The sequence below is a fragment of the Bradyrhizobium sp. LB14.3 genome (genome assembly GCF_040547985.1).
Classification (GTDB): domain Bacteria; phylum Pseudomonadota; class Alphaproteobacteria; order Rhizobiales; family Xanthobacteraceae; genus Bradyrhizobium.
Map to the genome: position 1 here is coordinate 1 of NZ_JBEPQT010000015.1, position 25575 is coordinate 25575.

Here is a 25575-nt window from a genome sequence, read left to right on the forward strand (position 1 = left end):
ATGATCGAGCAACATCGTCGTCTCCAGGTTGGGTGGTATTGCAACCTCAGTCTGGCCTCAGACTTGGTCGCTATCCACTCCCCATGGAATCTTCGCTGCGCTCGCAATGACGAGGAGGAGACGTCGCGAGGTTCATCTGTTATTATTTCTGCGGAAGCGGTCACTCTGCAATGGGAGTTCGAATGAGAGTGCTGGTGATCGGCGCGGGAGCGCTCGGAGGCTATTACGGAGCTTGCCTGGTCCGAGCGGGCGCTGACGTGACCTTTCTGGTGCGGTCCGGGCGGGCGGAGCAATTGCGGCGCGATGGATTGAGGATCGTGAGCCCGCACGGCGACTTTGCCGTACAGCCGAAGCTCATGATGGCGAATGATCTCAGGGAGCCGTTCGACGTCGTGCTCGTCGGCGTGAAATCCTACTCGCTCGAGGACGCGATGAGCGAGTTTGCACCGGCCGTTGGCGCCAGCACGATGATTTTGCCGATCCTCAACGGGTTGAAACATATCGACGCGCTGACTGCGCGGTTCGGCGCCGCGCAGGTCCTCGGCGGGCTGGCGAACGTCAGTGCCGGGCTCGATTCGGATGGTCGTGTCGTTCAGTTCATGGCCAATCAGACCATCGTATTTGGTGAGATCGAGGGATCGTTCAGTGAGCGCGCGCTCGCGCTGCAGTCACTGCTCCAGATCCCCGGTATCGACGTGCGCGCCAGCGAATCGATCATACAGGACATGTGGGAGAAATTCGTCCAGCTGAGCACGCTCGCCGGTATCACCTGCCTGATGCGTGCAAGCATCGGAGACATTCTGACGGTGCCAAAGGGCGAGGAGTCCATCTTCCGGCTGTTCGCGGAATGCTGTGCCGTGGCGACGGCCTCAGGTTTTGAGCCACGAGCGCCGTTCATCGAGTTCGATCGGAATCTCTTCACAACGGCGAACTCTCCGCTCAAGGCGTCTATGCTGCGGGACATCGAGCGCGGCTCCGAGACGGAGGCGGAACATATCCTTGGCGATATGGCCAACCGGGCCCGTGCGCTGGGTATCGATACGCCGCTATTGAATTTAGCGCGCGCGCATGTGGCGGCCTATGAGGTTGGGCGGCAGAGAGCGGCCAGCTAGCCCGCTCCGATCAACGGAATCGCCTCGTCCCGTTCGTACAGATACAGCAGGGATCGCAGCGCCTCGCCGCGCTCGCCCTTGAGCTTGGGATCGTCCTTCAGGATACGGAGCGCCTCGTCGCGGGCCTGCGTGATGAGCTGGCCGTGCACCTCCGGGCGGGCGATGCGGTAGCCAGGCAGGCCGCTCTGGCGCACGCCAAGCACGTCGCCTTCGCCGCGTAGCTTCAAATCCTCCTCGGCGATCCGAAAACCGTCAGTGGTCTCGCGGATCACCTTCAGCCGCGCCTTCGACATCTCGCCGAGCGGCTCGGAGTAGAGCAGGAGACAGGTCGAGGCCTCCGAGCCGCGGCCGATACGGCCGCGCAATTGATGGAGCTGGGCGAGACCAAAGCGTTCGGCGTTTTCGATGACCATGATCGTCGCCGCCGGCACGTCGACGCCGACCTCGACGACGGTGGTCGCGACCAGCAGGCCGATCTCGTGGGCGGCGAATTGGCCCATCACGCGGTCCTTCTCGGTACCCTTCATCTGGCCGTGGACGAGGCCGACGCGGTCGCCAAACCGCTTTTGCAGGCTTTCGAAACGCTTGGTCGCATTGGTCAGGTGTTCAGTGCCCTCGGCCTCGGACTCCTCGACCAGCGGGCAGATCCAGTAGACCAGTTTGCCTGATAGAAGCGCGCGGCCGATGCTATCGGTGACCTCCTCGATACGGCTCATCGATATGGTGCGGGTTTCGATCGGCTGGCGGCCGGCCGGCTTTTCGCGCAATTCGCTGATGTCCATGTCGCCGAAATAGGTCAGCACCAGCGTGCGCGGGATCGGCGTGGCGCTCAGCACCAGCACGTCGACGGCTGCGCCCTTTGACGTCAGCGCCAGCCGCTCGCGCACGCCAAAACGATGCTGCTCGTCGACGATGGCAAGCGCGAGGTCGTTGAAGATCACATCGTCCTGGATCAACGCGTGGGTGCCGACCAGCAGGTCGATCTCGCCGGCTTCGAGTTGTGCCAGCAGCTCCCGCCGCTCCTTGCCCTTTTCGCGGCCGGTGAGGATCGCGACCCGCATTCCCGCGCGCTCGGCGAGCGGGGCGATGGTCTTGATGTGCTGGCGCGCCAAAATTTCGGTCGGCGCCATTAGCGCCGCCTGCTTGCCGACCTCCGTGACGGCGGCGGCGGCCAGCAGCGCGACCACGGTCTTGCCCGAGCCGACGTCGCCCTGCAGCAGGCGCAGCATGCGCACCGGTTGTTGCAGATCCTCGGCGATGGCCGCCGCGGCATCGCGCTGGGAGATTGTCAGCGCATAGGGCAGGGCGTCGATGATCTTGTTGCGGAGGTGCCCGTCGCCGGCGTTGCGCACGCCGGCCGGGCGGCGCAATTGCGCGCGAATCAGGGCGAGCGCGAGTTGTCCGGCCAGGAGTTCGTCGAAGGCGAGGCGCGACCAGAACGGCTGGTCAGGCAGAATGTCGGTGAGTTCGATCGGCTGATGCACGCGGGTGAGCGCCTCAGCGATCGGCGGGAAGCTGCAGCGGCGCAGCACCTCGGGGCTGATCCATTCCGGCAGCGCCGGCAGCTTCTGCAGGGCCTGCGCGACCGCGCGACGCAGCGAGCCGAGCGCCAGCCCTTCCGTCAGCGGATAGACCGGATCGATGCCCGAGAGTTTTGAAACCGCCTCCTCGTCCAGCACCCGGTCGGGATGCACGATCTGCGGGATGCCGTCATACATCTGCAGCGTGCCCGAGACGTAGCGCTTCTCGCCCACCGGCAGCAGCTTTTCGACATAGCCTGGCTTGGCTCGGAAGAAGGTCAGCACGACGTCGCCCGTGTCGTCGCTGGCGTGGACGAGGTAGGGCGCGCGCGCATTGCGGGGCGGAGGCGGGCGGTGGCGGTCGACGGTGACCTCCAGCGTCACCATGGTTCCCTGAACGGCGTCGCGAATCTTCGGCCGCGCGCGGCGGTCGATGACCTGGCTCGGCAAATGCAGCAACAGATCGACCAGCCGCGGCGTCTCGTTGCGGCTGAGCAGGTACTGCAGCAGCTTGTCCTGCTTCGGACCGACGCCGGGCAGGCTGGTCACGGGGGCAAACAGCGGATTGAGCAGGCTGGGGCGCATCAGGCGAATCTAGGATCGTTTCGACCCGTCATGCCCGGCTTTATGTAAGGCATCCACGTCTTTTTTCGCATCCCCGCGCGGGCAGCGGGCCATGATAAATCGAGGGCTGACATGGACGGTCCGAGTGGCTATACCACCCCCGCCCGGCACGTCCGGGCTTTCGGCGTTTGACTGGAATAAAGACATGACGGGCACGACACGATCGAGCAACGGCCTGGACGACCGCCGCAAGCGGCTTCTGTTCCGCTGCTGGCACCGCGGCACGCGCGAGATGGACCTTATTCTCGGCCGCTTCGCGGATGCCGAGATCGGCAATCTGTCCGATGACGAACTGACGCAGCTCGAGATCCTGCTCGAGGTCAACGATCCCGATCTCTATGCCGCCATTATCGGCGACAAGGTGCTGCCGGCTGATGTCACCGGCGCGCTGTTTGCCCGCGTCAAGGCCTACCCGATCGCGGACAGCGACGTATGAAGCAGGGGATGAAATCTCCGGCCGAGCTGCTCACGCCCGGCCGCGCGCTGACGCTTGCCAATGTCGCCGAGGGCGCCGAGGGTCTCGTCGTCTCCGATCTCGCGCGCGCCATCGCGGCGCGGCCGAAGAAGCCGGCCGTCAGTCTCGCGGTGATCTGCCGCGACGGGCCGCGGATGCAGCAGCTCGAACGCGCGCTCCAATTCTTCGCGCCCGACCTGCCGGTGCTGACCTTCCCGGCCTGGGACTGCCAGCCCTATGACCGCGTCTCGCCGCATGGTGGCGTCCTCGCCCAGCGCCTGACCACGCTGGCACGGCTGGCGTCCCTGACCGGCAGCGACAAGCCGCTGATTGTGCTGACTACGGTGAATGCCGCCGTGCAGCGCGTGCCCTCGCGCGATCTCGTCGCGGCGCAGGCGCTGTCGGTCGCGCCCGGCAACGTCGTGCCGATGAACACCATCATCGCCTGGCTCGAGCACAACGGCTACAACCGCTCCTCGACCGTGCGCGAGCCCGGCGAATACGCCGTGCGCGGCGGCATTTTGGACCTGTTTCCGGCCGGTCTCGACCAGCCCGTGCGTTTCGACTTCTTCGGCGACAGCCTGGAATCGATCCGCACCTTCGACGCCGAGACCCAGCGCACGCTGCTGGACATGCGCGCACTCGACCTCGTTCCGATCTCCGAATTCCAGTTGGTCACCGACACCATCCGCCGCTTCCGCATGGGCTATGTCGCCGAATTCGGCGCGCCCGAGCGCGACGATGCGCTGTACGAGGCCGTCAGCGAGGGCCGCCGCCATCCCGGCATGGAGCACTGGCTGCCGCTGTTCCAGGACCGGATGGACACGCTGTTCGACTATCTGCAAGGCGCGGCCGTCGCGATCGAACCGCAGGCCGAGGATGCCGTCCGCGAGCGCTTCAAGCAGATCCTCGACTATTACCAGGCCCGCCGCGATGCGATGGAGCATCCGGGCGGCGGCGCCATCTACAAGCCGCTGCCGCCTGACAGGCTCTATTTGACCGACGAGGAATGGACCAGGCGCGAAGGCGACATGCCGCTGGTGCGGCTGACGCAGTTTTCGGTTCCGGCTGATGGTACGAGTGTCGTCGATGCCGGTGCGCGTAAGGGCCGAGACTTCGCGCCCGAACGCAACGACACCACCGTCAATGTGTTCGAATCCGTCGTCAGTCACGTGATGGCGCTGCACGCCCAGCGCAAGAAGGTCGTGATCGCGCTGTGGAGCGAAGGCTCGCGCGACCGCATGATTTCGATGCTGCGCGACCACAAGCTGACCCACACCACCAGCGTCAACAGTTGGCGCACGGTGCAGGCGACCCCGCGCAACGAGACCATGCTCGCTGTGCTCGGCCTCGAAAGCGGTTTCGAGACCGACGAGATCGCGCTCATCAGCGAGCAGGACATCCTTGGCGACCGTCTGGTGCGGCCGCGCAAGGCGAGCCGCAAGCTCGACAATTTCATCTCGGAGGTGACGAGCCTTGCCGCCGGCGACATCGTCGTCCACGTCGATCACGGTATCGGCCGCTTCATCGGCCTGCAGACGCTCGACGTCGCCGGGGCGCCGCATGACTGCCTCGAGCTGCATTATGCCGCCGAGACAAAGCTGTTCCTGCCGGTCGAGAACATCGAGCTGCTGTCGCGCTATGGCTCCGACCAGACCACGGTCGAACTCGACCGCCTCGGCGGCTCGGGCTGGCAGACGCGCAAGGCCAAGCTGAAGAACCGCATCCGCGAGATCGCAGGCGAGCTGATCAAGATCGCCGCGGAGCGGCATCTGCACGAAGCGCCAAAGCTGCCGGTGCAACCCGGCCTCTATGACGAGTTCTGCGCGCGCTTCCCCTATGACGAGACCGAGGACCAGCTTGGCGCGATCGAATCCACCCTAAAAGACCTCGAACTCGGCCGTCCCATGGACCGGCTGATCTGCGGCGACGTCGGCTTCGGCAAGACGGAAGTCGCGCTCCGTGCCGCCTTTGCCGTCGCGCTCGAAGGCAAGCAGGTCGCGGTCGTGGTGCCGACCACGCTGCTCGCTCGCCAGCACCACAAGACGTTCACCGAGCGTTTCAAGGGGTTTCCGGTGCAGGTCGCGCAGGCCTCGCGGCTGGTACCGACCAAGCAGCTCAACCTGGTCAAGAACGGTCTCACCGACGGCTCGGTCGACATCGTCGTCGGCACCCATGCGCTGCTCAGCAAATCGATCAAGTTCCGCGACCTCGGCCTGCTTATTGTCGACGAAGAGCAACACTTCGGCGTCACCCACAAGGAACGGCTGAAGCAGCTCCGCGCCGAGGTGCACGTGCTGACGCTGTCGGCGACACCAATCCCGCGTACGCTCCAATTGGCGCTGACTGGCGTGCGCGAGCTCTCGATCATCGCTTCGCCCCCGGTCGACCGCCTTGCGGTCCGCACCTTCGTCGCCCCGCACGATCCCTTGATGATCCGCGAGGCGTTGCTGCGCGAACGCTATCGCGGCGGCCAGGCGTTCTACGTGGCGCCGCGCATCGACGACCTCGCCGAGGTCAAGGATTTCCTCGACAAGAACGTGCCGGAGATGAAGGTCGCGGTCGCGCACGGGCAGATGCCGCCCGCCGTGATCGAGGACATCATGACCGCGTTCTACGACGGCAAGTTCGACATCCTGCTGTCGACCACGATCGTGGAATCCGGCCTCGACATCCCCAATGCCAACACGCTGATCGTGCATCGCGCCGACATGTTCGGCCTGGCCCAACTCTATCAGCTCCGCGGCCGGGTCGGACGCTCCAAGCTGCGGGCGTATGCGCTGTTCACGCTGCCGGCGCAGCAGAAGATCACCGCGCAGGCCGAGCGTCGCCTCACCGTGCTGCAATCGCTGGAGACGCTAGGCGCGGGCTTCCAGCTCGCCTCGCACGACCTCGATATCCGCGGCGCCGGCAATATCCTGGGCGAGCAGCAGTCCGGCCACATCAAGGAAGTCGGGTTCGAACTCTACCAGTCGATGCTCGAGGAGGCGATCGTCAACCTCAAGGCCGGCGTCTCCGAGCCCGCGGCCGACCGCTGGTCGCCCTCGATCACCATCGGCATGCCCGTGCTGATTCCGGAGGACTATGTCGGCGATCTCTCGGTGCGGTTGTCGCTCTACCGGCGCCTCGCCGATCTCGACAGCGAGGAGGAGATCGAGAACTTTGGCGCCGAGATGCGCGATCGTTTCGGCGTGCTGCCGGACGAGGTGCGCTATCTGTTCAAGGTCGCCGCGATCAAGGCATTCTGCCGCCAGGCCAATGTCGGGAAGATCGATGCCGGCCCGAAGGGCGCCGTCATCGCCTTCCGCGACAATTCCTTTGCGCATCCCGATCGCCTGGTGACGTTCATCCGCAGCCACGGCCAGGCCGCGAAGGTGCGGCCCGACATGAAGGTGGTGTTCCTGCAGGATTGGGAAACGCCGGAGGAGCGTCTCGCCGGCACCACGGAGATCATGCGGCAGCTGGCGCAGCTCGCGCACAGCAAGAAGGCGGCGTAGGGCCTGTGGCGTTTCCGGAGGCGGCGTAGCGCGAAACGATGCTCCGCACCCTGATCAAAAATAGCGACGTGTGCCCACTTGCGGAATGACCGAACCGTAGTTACGTTCATTTTATCGAGTTTCGGCCGAACGACTTGGCCTCGCCGCTGAAAAGCGCGCCTGACTGACGACTCTCCCTCCAGATCTCGACGACACAGACCGCGCTTCTGAGCGCGGCCAAACGCTTATCTATCTTAAAGGACGACCCCCATGACGACGGGAACTGTGAAGTGGTTTAACAGCCAAAAGGGCTTCGGATTTATTCAGCCGGACGAGGGCAGCCAGGATGTCTTCGTTCACATCAGCGCCGTTGAACGCGCCGGCATGAACACCCTCAACGAGGGGCAGAAGGTTTCTTTTGAAGTCGTTGCAGACCGCCGGACCGGCAAGTCTGCTGCTGAGGATCTGCGCGCTGTGTAAGCTGCGCGATTAGTGCTATGTCGCTTTGACCACGGATGTACTGGCAGAGCCTCTGGTTCTTACGACCCGCGACCGGTTCACCGGCCGCGGGTTTTTTATGACCCCGTATGCAGAGGGGCCCGATCATCCTCCGGAGCGAATAGTGGCGTTTAGCGCGAGCATCCCCATATAAGGGGCATGGCAAACTGGCAGAAGTCGAGCGCGCGGCAAGCTCCCATGACGAAGGCTGAGCTCCGCCAGATGCTGACCGAGGCCGTCCGCAACACGCAGCCCCGCCTCGAGCATAGGCCGAAGCGCCTGGCGAAGGCCAAGACGATCGCCACTGGGACCGCCTGCGTCGACTAGATGTGGTCATTCCGCCGGTTCGCTGAACCCGCAGATACCAAGCGAATTCATTCGAAAAATTCTACGCAGGAGCAGTATGCGCAAGCTTCCCGAACCCACCGAACAAGAGACCATTGAAGGCCCCCAAGCCGTGTCCTTTCAGATCGCGAATGGGAACGCTCGACAGAGCTGCATTTTGCAAACCACCTTCCCGACGAAATTGCAGGCACAGAGATATCTTCTCGCGAATTGGCCAGCCATCGACAAGATGGCTCGCGACGCTCTCGCGATGGGAAGCTTTGAAGACGGTCAGATCAAGCTCATGATGGCCTGAACAGCCCGAGCTCTACGGCGAACGTTCAAAAAGGGCATGAGATCAGCGAACCGAGGCTGCTCGTGCTCTACGACGCCGCGCGGGACGCCTCGGCGGACAGCCGCCCGAGCAGCGACCTTGCCGTATCCGACGGCGACAGCGAGTCCACCGAGACCACGGGATCGCTGCGCATCTCGTGCTTGCCGTTCGACGTGTGCCGCATCACCGCGGAGAGGCGGCGGGCGATCATGTGGGCGGTGCGGAAGTCGGTTTCCGCGAACGCGACGATGACCGAACCGTCCTTCTGTGCCGCGCCAAAATCCATCTGCCTCATCAGGCGGCTGAGAATGCGGGCGGCATCGAGCTGGGCGCGGGAATTGCCGGGGTCGAAGGCGAAGCGCGCGACCGAGAGGCCGCCGCCGCGGGCCAGCGTCTGCTCGACCGCTTTGGCGAAATCGCGGGCAAAAGCTTCCACCGTGAGCAGGCCGCTGCGCGGGTCGAGCCAGCCGCCGGCATCGATCGAGCGCAGCGTGCGGCTCAGTTGCGCTTCCATCGCGTGCTGGCGGATCAAGGGCAGCGCGTTGGCGGCGACTTTCGCCGGGTCGCCCGGGATCAGCTCGAGATTGGGCAGATCGTAAGTCTGCGTCAGCTGGTGCGCAGTCAAGATCACGGGCAGGCTGCGGAACCGGGTATCCTCGGCGAGCACCGTGAGGAAGGCATCCGTCACGCGGGCCGTAAAACCCTCGGCCAGCACGACGCCGTCGAGGTCGCGGGTGTTGAGATGTTTGGCCGCGGCCTCGATCGAGAGCGCGCCGACGACCCCGACGCGCTCGCCGAGCGCGACAGAGAGCGCAGGGTAAGCCGCGCCGCGGCCGATCAGGAGCACCGTGGCATCACGTGCGGGGTCGGCCTCCGGCAGCGCGACTTTCACTTCCGGCAGCCGGCGCAACACCGTGGCATGAAGTGTGCGAATGCGTAGCGCGGCGCGAAGCCGCGCGATCAGGCGATCGGAATGGCCGCCGCGCGAGGAGAAGGGCAGGGCATTGTGCGGGAGCGCGCCCGCCGCATCCAGTGCCACGAAGGGAAGGTAAGGCGATTGCTCCGCGATCTTCCTGGCGAGCGGCGCCAGATGCGGCTCGTGCCCGGCATGCATCGCGGCGAGAACCACGGCCGGCTGCAGTTCTTCGACCGCGCGCGCCGCGCCGGCCCAGCCGGCGTCGACCACGGGGAAGAATCGCGCCTCGTCCAGCGTCGCAATGAAAGCCGGCCGCTCGACGTTGGACACAAACAGGATCGGGCCGGCCTGGGACATCGAGCAACTCTGATCATGCAATCGATGCTGCGCAATCTAGTCCGCCCGCCTTAATGCAGCGTCAATGGATTAGTCGAAACTGCGCCTAGACCGGCCCGGAACGGTCGCGAAAAGCTTCGACCATCAGGGGGTTAAGCCCGAGTTCGTTGAGCGCTTCGCGGGCGCGGGCATTGTCCTGGGCCCGGCCCGCCAGCCGGTGACCGGAGAGCCGGTCGGGCAGCGCGGTGAGGAGGGCGCCCTGGCCGAGCCGGCGCGCCCATTCCTGGAGGTCGTTGGAGAGGAAGCGGTAGCCGCCGACGGCCATGATGCCGGAGGGCGGCGCGGTGATGCAGATCGCCCCGCTGGGGCGGTCGAGCCGCGCGGCATAGCCGGTGTCGACATAGTCGCGTGGGGGCTGCGCGATCAGGGTGTCGCCGACCGGCGGCGGCGGGGCGTACGCCGCGATCGGCACCATCGGGCCGCGCAGGCCGAGCGTGCCTTTCGGCGTCAGCAAAATCTCGCCGGCGATCGACGAGCCCGACTGCTCGCGCGGCGCACCGTGCGGTCCCGGCATCACCGGCACCGGCATGCCGTCCTCGCCACGCCGAGCGCCGAACAATCCGGCCTCGCCGAACAGATAGACGTCCGTGAACGGCGCATGCGCCGCGATCCAGGCCTCGCTCGCCGCCACCTGCTCGGGGGCGCGCCACAGGCCGATGACATTGCGCAAGGTGGGCATCCGCGCCGGCATATCGGAATCGCCGAGCCGCTGGGCAAACTGCGCCGGCGCGATCAGCACGTCGCATTCGTGCTCGTTGATCTGCTGCTCCAGCACGTCATGCTCGAACGGATGATGCAGCGCCAGCGCGCCGCCGCACAGCAGCCACACCGCAAGCGAGGAGGCGAGGCCGGCAAACGACATCGGCGTGAATGCCGCCATCACGGTCGCGCCCTGCTTGATGTCGGCTTCTAGCGACATCGCGAGCCCGGCGGCGATCAGGCTGAAATGCGGGCGCGGCACCGGACGAAAGCCTTCCGCGGTAACGTCGAAGGAGATCATCGCCGCCTTGCGGCCATCCTGGATCACGGTGCGCGCGATGCCGGGCGGGCGGGCCAGTACATCGTCGAGCGAAGCCATGCCTTCGGGCAGGTCGGTGCCGAAACCGCAGACATGGCGGATCGAGAAGGCTTCAGCGGCCGCATGCATTGCGAGATCGGCATAGCTGACGCCGTCGACCGTGCTCATGGTGACGATGGCGCGCGCCGCGGTGCGGTTCAGGGCGGCGGTCAGTTCGGCATGGCGCCAGAGCAGCGGCAGCACGGCGACGACCAAGCCGGCGCGATGGGCGGCCAGCACCGTGAGCACGAACTCGACCGTATTCGGCAACTGGATCGCGATGACGGAATTGGCCGGCAGGCCCGATTCGACGAAATAGGCCGACAGCGCCTCGATGGCCGTGTCAGCCTCGGCATAGCTCATACGCCGCGGCTGGTGCCCGGTCACCCGGAACTTGTTCAGGGGGTCGAGCAGAGCGAGCGCATGCGGCTGCCGCGTCAGCGTGCGCTGAAACAGCGTGTCGAGCGTCGGCGATACGGCTGGCTGGTTCACGGCGTCACTTTGCTTGATCAGCTTGCGGCTGCCCCTTCGACCACCACGTCTCCGGCAGGTAGCCGGACAGCGATGTGGCCTTTGGCCGTTCTATCCGATTCCAGCGCGCGATCCATTGCTCGGATACGTTAAACAGGGGGATTGTATAGAAACCGGAGATCAAAGCGCGATCGAGCGCCCGCACCGCCGATGCGAAATCCGTATGTTCACGGGCCTCCAGCAGCGCCGCGATCATGGCATCGACCGCGGGATCCCTGGCACCCATGTAGTTGCGGGTGCCCGGATTGTCGGCGGCAGCGCTCCCCCAGTAGAAATATTGCTCGTTGCCGGGCGACAACGACTGGTCCCAGCGATTCTGGATCATGTCGAATTCGTAAGAGAGCCGGCGCTGGTCGAACTGGACGGGATCGACCGAGCGCACGCTCGGCTCGATGCCGGCGCGCTTGAGGTCCCGTTGGAAGGCAAGCGCGATGCGCTCCTGGTCGCGGGTCGTGACCAAAATCTCGAAGGTGAAGGGCGCCTTGGTCGCGCGATTGCGAAGCAGCGTGCCGTCGAGATCGTAGCCGGCCTCCGACAACAGCTTCAGGGCCGCGCGCAGCGTCGTCCGGTCGCGCCCGGAGCCGTCGGTCACCGGCAGGCGATAGCTGCCGTCCAGGATGTCTGGCGGGATCTGCGTGGCGAACGGCTTGAGCAGTTCGCGCTCGCGCGCATCCGCAGGCTTGCCATACGCCGAGAGGTCCGAGCCGGCAAAATAGCCGGCGACGCGCGAGTAAAGGTTGAAGAAGTAGTTGCGGTTGACCAACTCGAAATCGAACAGCAGCGTCAGCGCCTGGCGTACCCGGATGTCGGCGAAGATCGGCCGCCTCGTGTTGAACACCAGAAATTCGGAAGGTTGCGGCACGCCCGGCTTGATGGTGTCGCGGATCACTTCGCCGGTTTTCGCCGCGGGAAAATCGTAGCCGTCGTGCCAGCGCAGCGGCTCGTGCTCAATGCGGAAATCATAGAGGCCGCGTTTGAACGCTTCGAACTGGCCGTTGGCCTCGCGAAAATAGTCGAGCCTGATCTCGTCGAAATTATAGAGCCCGCGATTGATGGCGAGGTCGCGGCCCCAATAATCGGGATTGCGGGTGAGCGTCACGCTGGCGCCGGGCTTCACGGCGGTGACGCGATAGGGGCCGGAGCCGACCGGGCCCGTCATCGTCGTCTCCTCGAATGCCGCGACATCGACCGCATGCTTCGGCAGGATCGGCATCAGGCCGAGGATCAGCGGCAGTTCGCGGTCATTGGCCCCCGCGAGGTCGAAGCGGACCGTGAGGGGATCTGGGGCCTCGGCACTTGCTACCTTGCTGTAATATTGCCGGTGGTTGGGGCGGCCGTGGTCGCGCAGCAGCTGCCAGGAGAACAGCACGTCCTCGGCGCGCAGCGGCTTGCCGTCGGAGAAGCGGGCCCGGGGGTCGATGTGGAACGTGACAAAGCTCCGCTCGTCGTCGGTCTCGACCGATCTGGCGAGCAGGCCGTAGAGCGTGAACGGCTCGTCATTGCCGCGCGCGAGCAGGCTCTCGAACACGTAGTTCCGCATCTGCTGCACGGCCAGTCCCTTGACGATGAAGGGATTGAGGCTGTCGAAGGTGCCGAGAACGCCCCAGGTCAGCCGGCCACCCTTGGGGGCATCAGGATTGACGTAGGGCATGTGGGTGAAATCGGCAGGCATCGCCGGCTTGCCGTGCATGGCGATGGCGTGGGCTTCCTCGGCCCCTGCGCCGCTTGCCGAGAACCCCAAGGCGAACGGGAGCCCCAAGGCGAAAGCCAGGACGCAGAGGCGGACGCACAGACCTTCAGGACGGCCCTCCATAAGGCGCTGGAACATTGAACATCTGCACACGTTGATTCGAGGACCGGCGGGGCCTGAATCCTATCACAGGGAATTTCCCGGGGACGCACGTCAGGGCGCGGTCAAAGACGCTTGTCGGCATTGATCTTTTCGTCGGCCACGTTAAGAAGGCACGCAATCGCGCAAGAGCGCCGAGCCCGTCACGTGTCCGCCTCATTTGACGGGGACAGAGCCGCGCCCAAGGCGGCCATGTTCGGTGCGTCGAAGCGGTCGGGCACTTCCCGTTCAGAAAGGGTTTTCCGCAATGAATTTCCGTTACTTGGCCGCGTCCGTCCGGCCGCGCGGGCGACTTCTCGCCTTGTTGACGGCGACGGCGACGGCGTTGGCCGTCCCGTTTGCCGCCGAGGCTCAGGCCCCGGCTCCGGGCGCACCCGCGCCCAAGGCAGCCCCGAAAGCCGCTCCGAAGGCTGCCCCAAAGGCCCCGGCGCCGGCCGCTCAGGCACCTGCCCAGCAGCCGCCCGCTCAGGGCGCTCCGGCGCAGCAGGGCGCGGCCCAGCCGGCGGATCAGCAGATCCAGCTGATCTACGCCCCCTGGACCAAGTTCTGCCTCAAGGGCCAGGACGCCAATGCCAAGCAAGTTTGCTTCACCGGCAAGGACGGCCGTATCGAGTCGGGCCAGCCGGTCATCGCGGCCGTCATCATCGAGCCGGAAGGCGAGCCGAAGAAGATCCTGCGCGTGACGCTGCCGCTCGGCATGCAGCTGGTGCACGGCACTCGCATCATCGTGGACAACAATCCGCCGTTGCAGAGCCCGTATGTGATCTGCTTCCAGAACGGCTGCATGTCCGATTACGAGGCCACGCCCGAGTTCATCAACAACATGAAGAAGGGCCAGAACCTCGTTGTTCAGGCGATCAATGCCAACGGCGCGCCGCTGACCCTGCCGCTGCCGCTCGCCGGCGAATTCCAGAAGGCCTATGACGGTCCGCCGACCGATCCGAAGGTGTTCGAGGAAACTCAGAAGAAGCTTCAGGAAGAGCTTCAGAAGAAGGCTGACGAGCAGCGCAAGAAGCTCGAGCAGCAGGGTGGCGCGCCCGGCGCACCTCCGACCGCTCAGAAGTAATCGGGACCCAATCCCGGACATGAAAAAGGCGCTCGGTTCGAGCGCCTTTTTTTCTGACCCATATTATTTTATTTGTCTGAGCGAAGATGTGTCCGAGCGAAGATCAGTTCAGCGACGGGTTCCGCGGACGATAGCCGCCGGCCTTGTCCTTGATGAAGATCTCGGTGACCTGGGAATGCCGGACCGGCTCGCCGGAATCGTCCGGCACCAGGTTCTGTTCGGAGACGTAGGCGACGTATTCCGATTCCGCGTTTTCGGCGAGCAAGTGATAGAACGGCTGGTCCTTGTGGGGCCGCACCTCCTCGGGAATCGACAGCCACCACTCCTCGGTGTTGTTGAATTCCGGATCGATGTCGAAGATCACGCCCCGGAACGAGAAGATCCGGTGGCGCACGACCTGTCCGATCTGGAATTTGGCGGTCCGCGCTTTAATCATTCCCCGTCGATAGACCAGGATTGTGGCCGATGCTAGTGCCCTGATCTGGAATTAACCCGCGCTTACGGGGCAGATAGCCCCCATGTCCTCAGAAAACACTTCATCAATGGTCGATATCCTCAATCTCGCTCTACCTTATTTCGGCTTGATCTTCGTTGGATTCGCCTGCGGCAAGGTCAAATCCCTGCCGGAATCGGGCCTCGCCTGGATGAACTTCTTCCTGCTCTATGTGTCGCTGCCGGCGCTGCTGTTTGCGATCATGTCGAAGACGCCGTTCTCGGAATTGAACAACCCGCCGTTCCTGATCGCGACCACGCTGTCGACGGTTGCGGCATTCACCCTGGCGCTGGTCGTCGGCAAATTTCTCGGCCGCCTGACGCTGCGCGAGGCGACGCTCGCCGGTCTCTCCGGCGGCTACGGCAATATCGGCTACATGGGGCCGGGGCTCGCGCTCGCCGTGCTCGGAACCAAGGCGTCAGCGCCGACCGCGCTGATTTTCTGCTGCGACAGCATCTTCCTGTTCACGATCGTGCCGTTGCTGATCGAGCTCTCCGACCGCGATCATCCCTCGATCGTGCACGCCTTCGGCGTCGTGTTGAAGCAGATCGTGCTCAACCCGCTGATCATGTCGGCCTGCTTCGGCGCGGCCTTCGCATCGCTCCATATCGAGATGCCGGTCGCGCTCGACCGCACCATCACCTTCCTCCAGAACGCAGCCGCCCCGACCGCGCTGTTCGTGCTCGGCGTGACGGTGGCGCTCCGCCCTTTCGACCGCGTACCCTGGGAAGTGCCGGGCGTGATCGCGGTCAAGCTCCTGATCCATCCGCTCGCAGCTTTCGGCCTGATGTTGGCGTTCGGTCCGTTCGCGCAGCCCTGGGCCGCGACCGCCGTGCTGATGGCGTCGCTGCCGCCGGCACTGAACGTGTTCGTCATCGCCCGGCAGAACGACGCCTGGATCGAATCTGCCTCCGTGGCGGTGCTGCTCGGAACGTTTGCGTCCGTGGTCACGCTGACCAGCGTGATGTGGGCGATCCAGACCGGCCGGCTGGCGTTTCCTTAAACCTTAGCGCCGCCACGTCGGCGTCAGGCCCTCGCGCATCGCAAAACGCCGGAGCGGGCCGAACGCGCCGAGCAGGTGCATGCCGACCGCACGGACCGGCTGGAGCGGGAGGAAATCGTTGAGCAGGGAGCGGTTGGCGATGTCGATCGCAAAGGTCCGACTCAGAATGTCCGGACGCCGGGCCCGGTCGTAGCGTTTGAGCACGTCGGCTGCGCCGGGATCCTGACTCGATGCGATGGCGTCGCCTGCGAGCCTGGCAATGTCGGCGGCATCTCGCAGGCCGAGATTGAGACCCTGGGCGCCGATCGGGGGAACCACATGGGCGGCTTCACCGACCAGCGCGATGCGGTCGCGGCCGAAGGATTTGGGGCGTTCGATTGCCAGCGGGAAGAGGTTGCGCCCGGGCTCCACCGTCATGCGGCCTAAAATGGAATGCGATTGCTTCTCGATCGCGGCGGACAGCTCCGCGTCGCCCAGGCCGCGAAGCCGTTCGGCGTCCGCAGGCGCCGAGACCCAGACAACGCTGGAGCGGTCGCCGGGCAGGGGCACGAACACGCAAGGGCCTTGCGGCGTGTGGAACTCGGTCGAGACGTTGCGATGCGGGCGCGCGTGGCCGACGTTGAAGGTCAGCGCCGTCTGGGTCAGCTCGCGCCGCGTCACCGTAGTGCCGGAGGCTTCGCGGCAGAGCGAATGGCGGCCGTCGGCGCCCGCCACGAGACGGGCAGAGAGGAATTGCGCGGCGGCGGTGCGGATCGCGACGTCGTCGGCTTCGATGACAACGGTTTCGGCCTCGTCATCGAAACGGACGAGACCGGGCAACTCGGCCGCGCGCGCTTCCAGCGCCAGCATCAGCGAGTGGTTGTCGATGTTGTAGCCGAAGGCATCGAGGCCGATTTCGTGACAGGAGAACCGGACCTCCGGCGCGCGGAACAGCCGGCCCGTGTCGTCGACGAGCCGCATGATTTCGAGAGATGCCGCCTTGTCCTTGCAGCGCCACCAGACATCGAGCGTTTCCAGGAGACCGACGGAAGCACCGAGCAGGGCGGTGGTGCGGTTGTCGGCATAGGGCACGCGCCGCGCCACCAGCGCGGTCCGTGCGCCCGCCTGCGCCAGTGCGATGGCCGCGCTAAGTCCCGCCGGTCCGCCGCCGATCACGGCCGCGTCAAAGAGTGTCGATGCATCTGTCATGGAATGACATTTGACATGCCCCACGGCAAATTCAAGCCCACTCATATTTCCCTGATTTTATGACGAATTGTGCGACCGGGCGCCGCAATGGCTTATGTGCAAACCGGTGTCATTCTGATAGCAGAAGCCATGGACAGCCAAGAGGATTCCCTGAAGCCCAGGCCCGCGATCCGCGCCGCCGCCTTCTCGGTGCACATCTTCACCGCGTTCGGTGCGGCGATCGCGCTGCTGGCAATGCTCGAGGCCGTGCGCGAGCACTGGGCGGCGATGTTTCAATGGCTGGGCGTCGCCCTCATCATCGACGCGATCGACGGGCCGATCGCACGCCGGCTCAACGTCAAGGACGTGCAGCCGAACTGGTCGGGCGACGTGCTCGATCTCGTGGTCGATTTCGTCACCTACGTGTTCGTGCCGGCCTATGCGATCGTGGCCAGCGGCTTGCTGCTGCCGGTCGCTGCACCCTTGCTAGGTGTCGCCATCATCGTCACCAGCGCACTCTATTTCGCCGATCTGCGCATGAAGGCCGACGACAATCATTTTCGCGGTTTTCCGGCGCTGTGGAATGCGGCGGCGTTTTATCTGTTCCTGCTGCACTGGCCGCCGCTGCTGTCGACGCTGCTGGTAGCAAGCCTGGTGGTGCTGACCTTCGTGCCGTTCCACGTGCTGCATCCGGTGCGTGTCGTGCGGCTGCGCTGGCTGACGATGTCGCTGATCGCAATCTGGGCTCTGCTCTCCCTCTACACGCTGCAGATGGACTTTCGCGTCGGCACCGGCGTGACTGTCGCGCTCTGCGCGATCGCGCTCTGGATCAGCTTCAGCGACGCATTGATACGGCTGACAAGATCCTTGGCATGATGCACCTGTTGACAAGCCCCGAAGCCTGGGCCGCGCTCCTCACCTTGACGTCACTCGAGATCGTGCTCGGCATCGACAACGTCATCTTCCTGTCGGTAATCGTCTCGCGAATCCCCGAGAAGCAGGCGCACCGCGCCCGCCAGATCGGGCTCGCGCTGGCACTGATCTTTCGCATTATCCTGCTCAGCCTGCTGGTCTGGCTGATCGGCCTGACCGCGCCGGTGTTTTCGTTTTCGGGTTACGGCTTCTCCTGGCGCGACCTCATCCTGATCGGCGGCGGCTTGTTCCTGATCGCGAAGGCAACGCACGAGATTCATGGTGAGGTCGAAGCCGATGACGGCGAGGGCGACGAGAACTCCCCTCGTAACGCTTTCTTCTGGGTCATCGTCCAGATCGTGATCATCGACATCGTGTTCTCGCTGGACTCGATCATCACGGCGATCGGCATGGCGCAGGACATCGAAATCATGATCGCGGCCGTCGTGATCGCCTGCCTGATCATGTACATTTCATCCGGGCCGGTGTCGCGATTCGTCGCGGAGCATCCGACCACGAAAATGCTGGCGCTGGCGTTCCTGGTGCTGATCGGTGTCGCGCTGGTGGCGGACGGATTCCAGTTCCACATCCCGCGCGGCTACATCTATTTCGCAATCGCGTTCTCGGCGGCGGTCGAATTCTTCAACGTGCTGGCGAAGCGCAACCGCAGGAAAACCGGCAAGCCGTCGGTCTAGCCATTCCAGCCGGTGTCGAGTTGACAAGGCGGGCGCGATGCCTTTCGCTGGCCTGCGAGAAGAGGAGGTCAGGCGATGACCAAAGCCGTCCGTGTCCACAAGGTCGGAGGCCCCGAGGTCCTGGTCTATGAGAGCGTCGATGTTCCGGCGCCCGGCCCGGGCGAGGTGCGCATCCGCCAGCATGCGGTCGGCCTCAACTTCATCGACGTCTATTACCGCACCGGCCTGTACAAGGCGCCCGGGCTGCCTTTCATCGCCGGCAACGAGGCCTCGGGCGAAGTCGTTGCTGTCGGGTCGGGCGTGACCAATTTTCATCCCGGCGACCGCGTCGCCTACTACTACAACCTTGGCGCCTATACCGGCGAGCGCAATATCCCTTGGGAGAAACTGGTCAAGCTACCCGACCACATCACCCACGAGCAGGGCGCCGTGCTGATGCTGAAGGGGCTGACCGTCTGGTATCTCCTGCACAAGACCTTCAAGGTCGAGCCGCATCATCGCGTGCTGATCCATGCCGCGGCCGGCGGCATCGGCCTGCTCGCCTGCCAATGGGCGAGGGCAATGGGCGCCCACGTCATCGGCACCGTCGGCTCGCGCGAAAAGGCCGAGCTTGCCGAGGCCAATGGCTGCGACCACGTCATCCTCTACAACGAGGAAGACTTCGTCGCGCGCGTCAAACAAATCAGCCGCAACGAGGGCTGCGACGTCGTCTATGACGGCGTCGGCAAAGCGACCTTCCCGGGCTCGCTATCCTGCCTCAAGCCGCGCGGCATGTTCGTCTCCTTCGGCAATGCCTCAGGCCCGGTGCCGCCGTTTTCGATCGCCGAACTCAACGCACATGGCTCGCTGTTTGCGACGAGACCGAAGCTCAACGACTATGTCGGCACCCGCAAGGAGTTGCTGGAAGGCGCCGACACGCTGTTCGCTGCTGTCATCAATGGCAAGCTGCACGTGCCGATCAACCACGCCTACGCGCTCAAGGACGCCGCCAAGGCGCATATCGATCTCGAAAGCCGCAAGACCACGGGCGCGTCGATCTTGAAGCCGTAGTTCTTCCGTCGTCATCTGCTCCCGTGTCCCGGCTTTGCAGCGCACCGCGAAGGGGCGCTGCGCTGCGTTCGGGGGTACGAGGCAGGCCTTACGCCACCCGCCGTGCCGCGCCGGCCCTGATCAAAATCCCGTCGAGGCAGCCGATCATCTCGGCGATCTCGGCCCGCGTGACGTTCAGCGCCGGCATGAAGCGCAGCGTGTCGACCTGCGGCGCGTTGAGGAGCACGCCGGCCTCGAACGCCTGCGCGACGATGCCGGGTGCGATCGGCAGCTTGAGGTCGAGCGCGAGCAACAGGCCGCGGCCGCGCACCTCGCCGAGGCCGTGCCGGGCGGAGACCTTTTGCAATTCGCTTTCGAGCAGCAAGCCTGTCTCGGTGACCGCCTTGAGGAAGTCCGGCTTGCTGACCTCGTTGAGCACCGCAAGTCCTGCCGCGCACATGATCGGGTTGCCGTTGAATGTGCCGCCCTGATCACCGTGCTCGAAGCAGGCCCCGCGTTCGGTCGCGAGCAGGGCTGCGAGCGGCACGCCACCGCCGATGCCCTTGCCGAGAGTCATGATGTCGGGCGCGATGCCCGTATGCTCGTAGTGGAAGAGCTTGCCGGTCCGGCCCATCCCGGTCTGGATCTCGTCGAAGATCAGCAAGAGACCGTGCGCGTCGGTGAGCGTGCGCAACTCCTGCAAGAACTGATCGGTCGCAGGCCACACGCCGGACTCGCCCTGGATCGGCTCGAGCATCACAGCGACGGTGTTGTCGTTGATCAGCTTTTCGATCGAAGCGATGTCGTTGAGCTTCGCTTTCTTGAAGCCGGCGACCTTCGGCTCGAACAGCGGCTCAAAGGCCTTCTTGCCCGAGGCCGACATCGTCGCCAGCGTCCGGCCGTGGAAGCCACCCTCGAAGCTGATGATCTCGAACGCGCCGCCTCTGTGCAGGCTGCCATATTTGCGCGCGAGCTTGATCGCGCCCTCGTTGGCTTCCGCGCCGGAATTGGCGAAGAACACCTGGTCGAACGCGCTGTTGGCGACCAGCGCCTGCGCGAGCTTCAGGCTGGGCTCGTTGTAGAAGGCCGGGCTCGGCGTCAACAGCCGCTTGGCTTGCGCGGCGAGCGCGTCGGCGATCGTGGGCGGGGAGTGGCCGAGGCAGTTGACGGCCCAGCCCTGCACAAAATCGAGATAGCGCTTGCGGCTGTCGTCCCAGAGGTAGGAGCCGGCGCCGCGGACGAACACGGCCTTGGGCCGAGCGGTGATGTCCATCAGCGCGTCATACGGGTGCGTGGTCATGTTGAACTCCTCTGGAGGCGGATCAAAAAGGCGCGCGAAATGCAAAAAGGCCGCACCTTGCGGGTGCGGCCTTCTCGAAAACTGGGCTGAATTCAGTGGTTCAGCGGCGTCGTCGGACATGGCGCACCCTCTCATCGTCGCGGAAGCGACGGCGGAGCATTTCGATGCGCTGATGGGTCCGAGCGTTGATCATGGGGCGCGGCAATACAGGCGAATGGCGGGGCTTGTCAAGCGGGCGTTTTACAGATCACCCGCCCAGCGTGCATGGGGCAGGTCAGATCCGTGGCTTGCTCGGCGTGTGGCGGTTGTGACGTCGCGGGTGACGAAGAGGCGCAACTCGTATGCGGTTGCGCGCGGCACGATGCGCCGGATGTCACTCGCACGATTGAATTTTATCGATCGTGCGCCTAGAAACTATCACGTCTCTGGCGCGTTTGTGATCGACCAACGCGAATTGGTTCGAACCGTACGCATGACGGTTCAGACCAAGAGGGGCGGGACCAACCAGATAGTTTTAAAGCCTTGTCCGACACGCCTTACCCGATCGACCTCGACAGCATTCGCGGCGCGTTTCCGCCGGGCATCGAGGCACCATCCCTTTTGGTCGACTTCGCCGGCTGGCTGAAGGGGCGCCCCTGGGGCAGCGTCGGCTGCTTCTCGCTGCAAGGCCAGTTTTCCGATCAGGCGCCGATCTTCGACGGCAGTCCCTTGCGCGACAGGTTTTCGCTGTTCATGCGGCTGCCGGATGGCTCGGCCGTCGGCGGCTGGTATGGCGCGGGTCTTGACCGCGATAATCCGCCGATCGTGGGGCTTGGCTCCGAGGGCAATTACGAGCTGCTGGCGCCGAGCCTCGATGGCCTGCTCGCGAAACTGACATCGCGGCAATTCGAGAAGGCGTGGCACGATCTGCTGCCGCATGACGACGTCGAATGCCAGACGGTCGAACTCGCGCAATGGCTCGCCGGACGGCCGACCGGGGAGGCGGCGCCGCCCGATGACAATTCGTCGGAGCTGCCCGATTTTCGCGGCTTCGTGGAAAAATGGAGCCGGGATCGCGAAGACTACTGGGCCAATCACCGCTTGATGGCCGAGCTCGGCTGGCGCCTTGCCGCGCATCTGCCTAAAGGCAAGAAACCCTGCGACAAGACGAACTTCGAGATCGCGATCGTCGGCAAGCAATACGAGGCGCGCGTCCTGACGCGCGGGCCGCAGCCGTTCGAAGAAGCCGGCTCGATCGAATCCCTGCTGCGCGATCTGCGTGAGGAGATGCGCTGCGCGCAGCCCGAGCTCGGACTGTGGCACGCGATGAAGTTCGGACTCTATGCCGACGGCCGGGTCATGCCGAACTTCGAATACGATGTGCGCCCGAGCATCGACGGCGAACCTGCGAAGCTGTCCGAGGCGCAGGCTGATCTTGCGCGGGCACCAAGGCCGGAGCGCTGGGTGCCGAAATGGTTGGCGTGACGAAGCGCCGTCAGAACCCCGCGACGCTGCCGTGCAGGTCGTATTGGTCGGCGCGCTCGATCTTCGCGGTGACGATCTCGCCAACGCGCAACGGGCGGCGGCTCGACAGGTAAACCGCGCCGTCGATCTCGGGCGCATCGGCCTTGGAGCGGCCTTTCGAAACAGTCGGACCGACCTCATCGATGATGATCTGCTGGCGCGTGCCGACCTTGCGCTTCAGCCTGCGCGCAGAGATTTTCTGCTGGCGGGCCATCAGCGCGTTGTAGCGCTCCTGCTTGATCTCTTCCGCAACAGGATTCCCGATCGCGTTCGACGTTGCGCCTGCGACCGGCTCGTACTTGAAGCAGCCGAGCCGATCAATCTCGGCCTCGTCGAGCCAGTCGAGCAGATAGGCGAAATCGGCATCGGTCTCGCCGGGGAAGCCGACGATGAAGGTCGAGCGCAGGGCGAGATCGGGGCACTCTTCGCGCCAGCGCTTGATCCGCGCCAGCGTCTTGTCCTGCGCGGCCGGGCGCTTCATCGCCTTCAGCACCTCGGGGCTTGCATGCTGGAACGGGATGTCCAGATAGGGCAGCACCTTGCCCTCATTCATCAAGGCGATGACCTCGTCGACATGCGGATAGGGATAGACATATTGCAGCCGAACCCAGGCGCCGAATTCGCCGAGTTCGCGCGCGAGATCGAGGAATCTGGCGCGGACCTGGCGATCCTTCCACGGGCTCTCGGCATATTTCAGATCGACGCCATAGGCCGAGGTGTCCTGCGAGATCACCAGCAGCTCTTTCACGCCGGCACTGACCAGGCGTTCGGCCTCGCGCAGCACGTCATTGGCCGGACGAGAGACGAGATCGCCGCGCAGCTTCGGAATGATGCAGAAGGTGCAGCGGTTGTTGCAGCCCTCGGAGATCTTCAGATACGCGTAGTGGCGCGGCGTCAGCTTGATGCCCTGCGGCGGCACCAGATCGAGATGCGCATTGTGCGCCGGTGGCAGTGCGCGGTGCACGGCGTCGAGCACGCTCTCATATTGCTGCGGGCCGGTGATGGAGAGCACACCGGGATAGGCCTGCTCGATCTGCTCGGGTTCGGCGCCCATGCAACCCGTCACGATTACCTTGCCGTTCTCGGCCATGGCCTCGCCGATCGCCGAGAGCGATTCCTGCTTGGCGCTGTCGAGGAAACCACAGGTGTTAACGATGACGATGTCGGCCCCGTCATGCTTGCGGGCGAGCTCGTAGCCCTCGGCGCGCAGGCGCGTGATGATACGCTCGGAATCCACCAATGCCTTGGGACACCCGAGCGACACGAAGCTGACCTTGGGCGCAGCCGTCTGATCCATATCCAAATCTGCCTGATTGACGGGCCTGAGCTAGTCCCAATTGCCCATAATTACAACCCTTTGCAGGGCCCTCCGGCGTGCTATGGGTGAATCACCTGCCGTGAGTGAGCTATGAGCGCCGAACAGTCACCCAAAATCGTGATCGTCGACGAAAGCCCGATCCGGGCTGCGATCCTCGAAGAAGGGTTGCGGGAGGCCGGATTCACGCAGATCGTTCATATCCGTGAAATGCAGAGCCTGCTCGCCCGTATTTATGCGGTCGACCCCGACATCATCGTGATTGATCTCGAGAACCCCAGCCGCGACGTGCTGGAGGCGATGTTCCAGGTTAGCCGCGCCGTGAAGCGGCCGATCGCGATGTTCGTGGATCAGAGCGATTCATCCTCGATCCAGGCGTCCGTGGAAGCGGGGGTCTCCGCCTACATCGTCGACGGGTTGAAGAAGGAACGCATCAAGCCGATCCTCGACCTTTGCGTGTCCCGCTTCAATGCTTTCGCAAAACTCCAGGAGGAGCTGGAGCGCACCAAGTCGCAGCTCGAGGATCGTAAGATCATCGAAAAGGCCAAGGGCATCCTGATGAAGGTGAAGGGCCTCACCGAGGACGAGGCCTATGTGCTGCTGCGCTCCACTGCGATGCGCGAGAAGAAGAAAATCGGCGAGATCGCGCAGTCGATCATCACCGCGTCGGAGATGCTGAAATGACCGCTCCTCTCCGCATCGGGTTCATTCCGCTGGTCGATGCCGCAGCGCTGATCGTTGCCGTCGACAAGGGCTTCGCCGCGGCCGAAGGGCTTGAGGTCGATCTGGTGCGCGAGGTCTCCTGGTCCAACGTCCGCGACAAACTCAATATCGGCCTGTTCGATGCCGCGCATCTCTTGGCGCCGGTCGCAATCGCATCCTCGCTCGGGCTCGGTCACGTCAAGGTGCCGATCGCGGCGCCCTTCAATCTCGGCATCAACGGTAACGCGATCACGGTGTCGCCGGCGCTTCATGCGGCGCTGATGGAGGAGATCGACGGCGATCGCTTCGATCCGCTCGCTACGGCAAAAGCGTTGGCACGCGTTGTCGCCAAACGGCGCAAGGCGGGAGCCGATCCGTTGACCTTCGGCATGACCTTCCCGTTCTCCACCCACAATTACCAATTGCGGTTCTGGATGGCGGCGGCCGGCGTCGATCCCGACGAGGATGTGCGCCTCGTGGTGCTGCCGCCGCCCTACATGGTCGATAGTCTTGCCAACGGCCACGTCGATGCGTTCTGCGTCGGCGCGCCCTGGAATTCGATCGCGGTCGATCTCGGCATCGGCCATATCCTGCATTTCGTCTCCGACATCCTCGCCCACGCGGCGGAGAAGGTGCTGGCAGTTCGCCAGGTCTGGGCCGACAAGCATCCCGACGTGGTCGCTAGCCTCGTGCGCGCCGCGGTGAAGGCGGCCGAGTTCATTGAGCATCCGGAAAACCGAACCGAAGCGGCGCGGATCCTGGCGCAGCCCGAACGGATCGGAGTCGACGCCCAAGTCATCCAGCGCACCCTCACGGGACGCCTCAAGATTTCGCCGGACGGCACCTTTCGCGAGAGTGGCAGCTACCTTCTGGTGGGACGCGAAGAGGCAGGGCGCCCCGATCCGGTCCAGGCCGCCTGGCTCTATGCGCAGATGGTGCGCTGGGGGCAGACGGCGTTGAGTTCGGAGGGCGTCAAGACAGCGATGGCGGTGTTCAGGCCCGACCTCTACGACGGCGCTCTCGGCCGACGGCCGCCCACGCAAGCCGCCGCGGCATTCGGCGCATTTGCCGGCCCCGCTTTTGATCCCGCGAATATTCGGGGGCATCTTGCGGCCTTCGAGGTGGGCCGCTGGAAGGCCTGATTCGCGTTTGCATTGTTTTTGACCGCTGGAGATCAGCGTCTAAATTTTAGGCCGACTGCTCGAATTTCATAAGAATTCCAGAGGCGCGAGTTCCCTAGGGCGCGCCTAATCATCTGATATTGCACCAAGTTTCATTTCATCAAAGCTGGCACGCAAC

The 25575-nt window shown here is 64.5% G+C and carries 23 protein-coding genes; 15 read left to right on the forward strand and 8 right to left on the reverse strand.

The features are described 5' to 3' along the window. Both ABIB00_RS24445 and panE read left to right on the forward strand, forming a co-directional pair. On the forward strand, positions 1-186 hold a 186-nt coding region (locus tag ABIB00_RS24445; protein WP_354106131.1), incomplete at its 5' end, for a hypothetical protein. Further along, complete coding sequence (gene panE, locus ABIB00_RS24450) at positions 183-1112, forward strand: 2-dehydropantoate 2-reductase (protein WP_354106132.1); 930 nt, start codon at positions 183-185, stop codon at positions 1110-1112. The genes ABIB00_RS24445 and panE, both read left to right, overlap by 4 nt. Here the strand turns inward: panE and recG are convergent. Continuing rightward, entirely contained in the window at positions 1109-3217 is a 2109-nt protein-coding gene (gene recG / locus ABIB00_RS24455) for an ATP-dependent DNA helicase RecG (RefSeq protein WP_354106133.1), read from the reverse strand. The genes panE and recG overlap by 4 nt on opposite strands. A 184-nt stretch (positions 3218-3401) precedes the next feature. Here recG and ABIB00_RS24460 point away from each other — a divergent pair, with 184 nt between their 5' ends. The 5 genes from ABIB00_RS24460 to ABIB00_RS24480 all read left to right on the forward strand — a co-directional run bounded on the left by ABIB00_RS24460 (position 3402) and on the right by ABIB00_RS24480 (position 8324). Next, entirely contained in the window at positions 3402-3692 is a 291-nt protein-coding gene (locus ABIB00_RS24460) for an FAD assembly factor SdhE (protein WP_354106134.1), read from the forward strand. Beyond that, complete coding sequence (mfd, locus tag ABIB00_RS24465; protein ID WP_247444386.1) at positions 3689-7207, forward strand: transcription-repair coupling factor; 3519 nt, start codon at positions 3689-3691, stop codon at positions 7205-7207. Before ABIB00_RS24460 ends, mfd begins: the two co-directional genes overlap by 4 nt. Before the next feature lie 249 nt (positions 7208-7456). Next, positions 7457-7666 (forward strand): cold-shock protein, encoded by a 210-nt coding sequence (locus tag ABIB00_RS24470; RefSeq protein ID WP_247346851.1) that lies wholly within the window; start codon positions 7457-7459, stop codon positions 7664-7666. Between the two features lie 216 nt (positions 7667-7882). After that, the gene (locus tag ABIB00_RS24475; RefSeq protein WP_256467602.1) at positions 7883-8011 is read left to right on the forward strand and encodes a hypothetical protein; all 129 of its coding nucleotides are present in this window, start codon (positions 7883-7885) and stop codon (positions 8009-8011) included. A 76-nt stretch (positions 8012-8087) separates the two neighbouring features. Further along, complete coding sequence (locus tag ABIB00_RS24480; protein ID WP_247346852.1) at positions 8088-8324, forward strand: hypothetical protein; 237 nt, start codon at positions 8088-8090, stop codon at positions 8322-8324. Between the two features lie 67 nt (positions 8325-8391). On the opposite strand, the gene ABIB00_RS24485 is transcribed toward ABIB00_RS24480, so the two are convergent. The 3 genes from ABIB00_RS24485 to ABIB00_RS24495 all read right to left on the reverse strand — a co-directional run bounded on the left by ABIB00_RS24485 (position 8392) and on the right by ABIB00_RS24495 (position 13070). Beyond that, a complete protein-coding gene (locus ABIB00_RS24485; RefSeq protein ID WP_354106135.1) occupies positions 8392-9615 on the reverse strand; it encodes a GGDEF domain-containing protein in 1224 nt (407 codons plus the stop codon). 85 nt (positions 9616-9700) lie between these two features. Continuing rightward, the gene (locus ABIB00_RS24490; protein ID WP_354106136.1) at positions 9701-11203 is read right to left on the reverse strand and encodes an AMP-binding protein; all 1503 of its coding nucleotides are present in this window, start codon (positions 11201-11203) and stop codon (positions 9701-9703) included. A 4-nt stretch (positions 11204-11207) separates the two neighbouring features. Continuing rightward, entirely contained in the window at positions 11208-13070 is a 1863-nt protein-coding gene (locus ABIB00_RS24495; protein ID WP_354106137.1) for an extracellular solute-binding protein, read from the reverse strand. A gap of 268 nt (positions 13071-13338) precedes the next feature. Between ABIB00_RS24495 and ABIB00_RS24500 the strand changes: the two genes are divergently transcribed. Further along, the gene (locus ABIB00_RS24500) at positions 13339-14157 is read left to right on the forward strand and encodes an invasion associated locus B family protein (RefSeq protein WP_354106138.1); all 819 of its coding nucleotides are present in this window, start codon (positions 13339-13341) and stop codon (positions 14155-14157) included. A 103-nt stretch (positions 14158-14260) separates the two neighbouring features. Here ABIB00_RS24500 and hspQ read toward each other — a convergent pair whose 3' ends face one another. After that, positions 14261-14593: a heat shock protein HspQ gene (gene hspQ / locus ABIB00_RS24505; RefSeq protein WP_247346858.1), complete on the reverse strand. Its 333-nt coding sequence runs from the start codon at positions 14591-14593 to the stop codon at positions 14261-14263. Positions 14594-14699: 106 nt separating this feature from the next. Here hspQ and ABIB00_RS24510 point away from each other — a divergent pair, with 106 nt between their 5' ends. Further along, entirely contained in the window at positions 14700-15653 is a 954-nt protein-coding gene (locus ABIB00_RS24510; protein WP_247346931.1) for an AEC family transporter, read from the forward strand. Between the two features lie 3 nt (positions 15654-15656). On the opposite strand, the gene ABIB00_RS24515 is transcribed toward ABIB00_RS24510, so the two are convergent. Then, positions 15657-16841 (reverse strand): UbiH/UbiF family hydroxylase, encoded by a 1185-nt coding sequence (locus tag ABIB00_RS24515; protein ID WP_354106139.1) that lies wholly within the window; start codon positions 16839-16841, stop codon positions 15657-15659. Positions 16842-16928: 87 nt separating this feature from the next. Here ABIB00_RS24515 and pcsA point away from each other — a divergent pair, with 87 nt between their 5' ends. The 3 genes from pcsA (at position 16929) to ABIB00_RS24530 (ending at position 19477) form a co-directional block, all read left to right on the forward strand. Then, the gene (gene pcsA / locus ABIB00_RS24520; RefSeq protein WP_456663119.1) at positions 16929-17696 is read left to right on the forward strand and encodes a phosphatidylcholine synthase; all 768 of its coding nucleotides are present in this window, start codon (positions 16929-16931) and stop codon (positions 17694-17696) included. Then, a complete protein-coding gene (locus ABIB00_RS24525) occupies positions 17693-18427 on the forward strand; it encodes a TerC family protein (protein WP_354106140.1) in 735 nt (244 codons plus the stop codon). The genes pcsA and ABIB00_RS24525 overlap by 4 nt, the downstream gene beginning before the upstream one ends. Before the next feature lie 75 nt (positions 18428-18502). Beyond that, positions 18503-19477 (forward strand): quinone oxidoreductase family protein, encoded by a 975-nt coding sequence (locus ABIB00_RS24530; protein WP_247346867.1) that lies wholly within the window; start codon positions 18503-18505, stop codon positions 19475-19477. Positions 19478-19565: 88 nt separating this feature from the next. Here ABIB00_RS24530 and ABIB00_RS24535 read toward each other — a convergent pair whose 3' ends face one another. Further along, a complete protein-coding gene (locus ABIB00_RS24535) occupies positions 19566-20756 on the reverse strand; it encodes an acetylornithine transaminase (protein ID WP_354106141.1) in 1191 nt (396 codons plus the stop codon). Positions 20757-21278: 522 nt separating this feature from the next. Between ABIB00_RS24535 and ABIB00_RS24540 the strand changes: the two genes are divergently transcribed. Continuing rightward, the gene (locus ABIB00_RS24540) at positions 21279-22220 is read left to right on the forward strand and encodes a hypothetical protein (protein ID WP_354106142.1); all 942 of its coding nucleotides are present in this window, start codon (positions 21279-21281) and stop codon (positions 22218-22220) included. A gap of 10 nt (positions 22221-22230) precedes the next feature. Here ABIB00_RS24540 and rimO read toward each other — a convergent pair whose 3' ends face one another. Beyond that, positions 22231-23556, reverse strand: a complete 1326-nt coding sequence (gene rimO / locus ABIB00_RS24545) for a 30S ribosomal protein S12 methylthiotransferase RimO (protein WP_354106143.1) — start codon at positions 23554-23556, stop codon at positions 22231-22233. Between the two features lie 111 nt (positions 23557-23667). Here rimO and ABIB00_RS24550 point away from each other — a divergent pair, with 111 nt between their 5' ends. After that, positions 23668-24258 (forward strand): ANTAR domain-containing response regulator, encoded by a 591-nt coding sequence (locus ABIB00_RS24550; protein ID WP_247346876.1) that lies wholly within the window; start codon positions 23668-23670, stop codon positions 24256-24258. Then, positions 24255-25418 carry a CmpA/NrtA family ABC transporter substrate-binding protein gene (locus tag ABIB00_RS24555; RefSeq protein WP_354106144.1) on the forward strand — a complete coding sequence of 388 codons (1164 nt, stop codon included), beginning with the start codon at positions 24255-24257 and terminating at the stop codon, positions 25416-25418. Before ABIB00_RS24550 ends, ABIB00_RS24555 begins: the two co-directional genes overlap by 4 nt. Positions 25419-25575 lie beyond the last annotated feature (157 nt).

Coding starts and splice junctions, on each gene's coding strand:
- rimO (WP_354106143.1), bottom strand. CDS start 23,556: ATGGATCAGACGGCTGCGCCCAAGGTCAGCTTCGTGTCGCTCGGGTGT.
- ABIB00_RS24525 (WP_354106140.1), top strand. CDS start 17,693: ATGATGCACCTGTTGACAAGCCCCGAAGCCTGGGCCGCGCTCCTCACC.
- ABIB00_RS24495 (WP_354106137.1), bottom strand. CDS start 13,070: ATGTTCCAGCGCCTTATGGAGGGCCGTCCTGAAGGTCTGTGCGTCCGC.
- ABIB00_RS24460 (WP_354106134.1), top strand. CDS start 3,402: ATGACGGGCACGACACGATCGAGCAACGGCCTGGACGACCGCCGCAAG.
- ABIB00_RS24500 (WP_354106138.1), top strand. CDS start 13,339: ATGAATTTCCGTTACTTGGCCGCGTCCGTCCGGCCGCGCGGGCGACTT.
- ABIB00_RS24470 (WP_247346851.1), top strand. CDS start 7,457: ATGACGACGGGAACTGTGAAGTGGTTTAACAGCCAAAAGGGCTTCGGA.
- hspQ (WP_247346858.1), bottom strand. CDS start 14,593: ATGATTAAAGCGCGGACCGCCAAATTCCAGATCGGACAGGTCGTGCGC.
- ABIB00_RS24485 (WP_354106135.1), bottom strand. CDS start 9,615: ATGTCCCAGGCCGGCCCGATCCTGTTTGTGTCCAACGTCGAGCGGCCG.
- ABIB00_RS24530 (WP_247346867.1), top strand. CDS start 18,503: ATGACCAAAGCCGTCCGTGTCCACAAGGTCGGAGGCCCCGAGGTCCTG.
- panE (WP_354106132.1), top strand. CDS start 183: ATGAGAGTGCTGGTGATCGGCGCGGGAGCGCTCGGAGGCTATTACGGA.
- ABIB00_RS24550 (WP_247346876.1), top strand. CDS start 23,668: ATGAGCGCCGAACAGTCACCCAAAATCGTGATCGTCGACGAAAGCCCG.
- ABIB00_RS24510 (WP_247346931.1), top strand. CDS start 14,700: ATGGTCGATATCCTCAATCTCGCTCTACCTTATTTCGGCTTGATCTTC.
- ABIB00_RS24515 (WP_354106139.1), bottom strand. CDS start 16,841: ATGACAGATGCATCGACACTCTTTGACGCGGCCGTGATCGGCGGCGGA.
- ABIB00_RS24480 (WP_247346852.1), top strand. CDS start 8,088: ATGCGCAAGCTTCCCGAACCCACCGAACAAGAGACCATTGAAGGCCCC.
- recG (WP_354106133.1), bottom strand. CDS start 3,217: ATGCGCCCCAGCCTGCTCAATCCGCTGTTTGCCCCCGTGACCAGCCTG.
- ABIB00_RS24535 (WP_354106141.1), bottom strand. CDS start 20,756: ATGACCACGCACCCGTATGACGCGCTGATGGACATCACCGCTCGGCCC.
- ABIB00_RS24555 (WP_354106144.1), top strand. CDS start 24,255: ATGACCGCTCCTCTCCGCATCGGGTTCATTCCGCTGGTCGATGCCGCA.
- pcsA (WP_456663119.1), top strand. CDS start 16,929: ATGGCTTATGTGCAAACCGGTGTCATTCTGATAGCAGAAGCCATGGAC.
- ABIB00_RS24475 (WP_256467602.1), top strand. CDS start 7,883: ATGACGAAGGCTGAGCTCCGCCAGATGCTGACCGAGGCCGTCCGCAAC.
- mfd (WP_247444386.1), top strand. CDS start 3,689: ATGAAGCAGGGGATGAAATCTCCGGCCGAGCTGCTCACGCCCGGCCGC.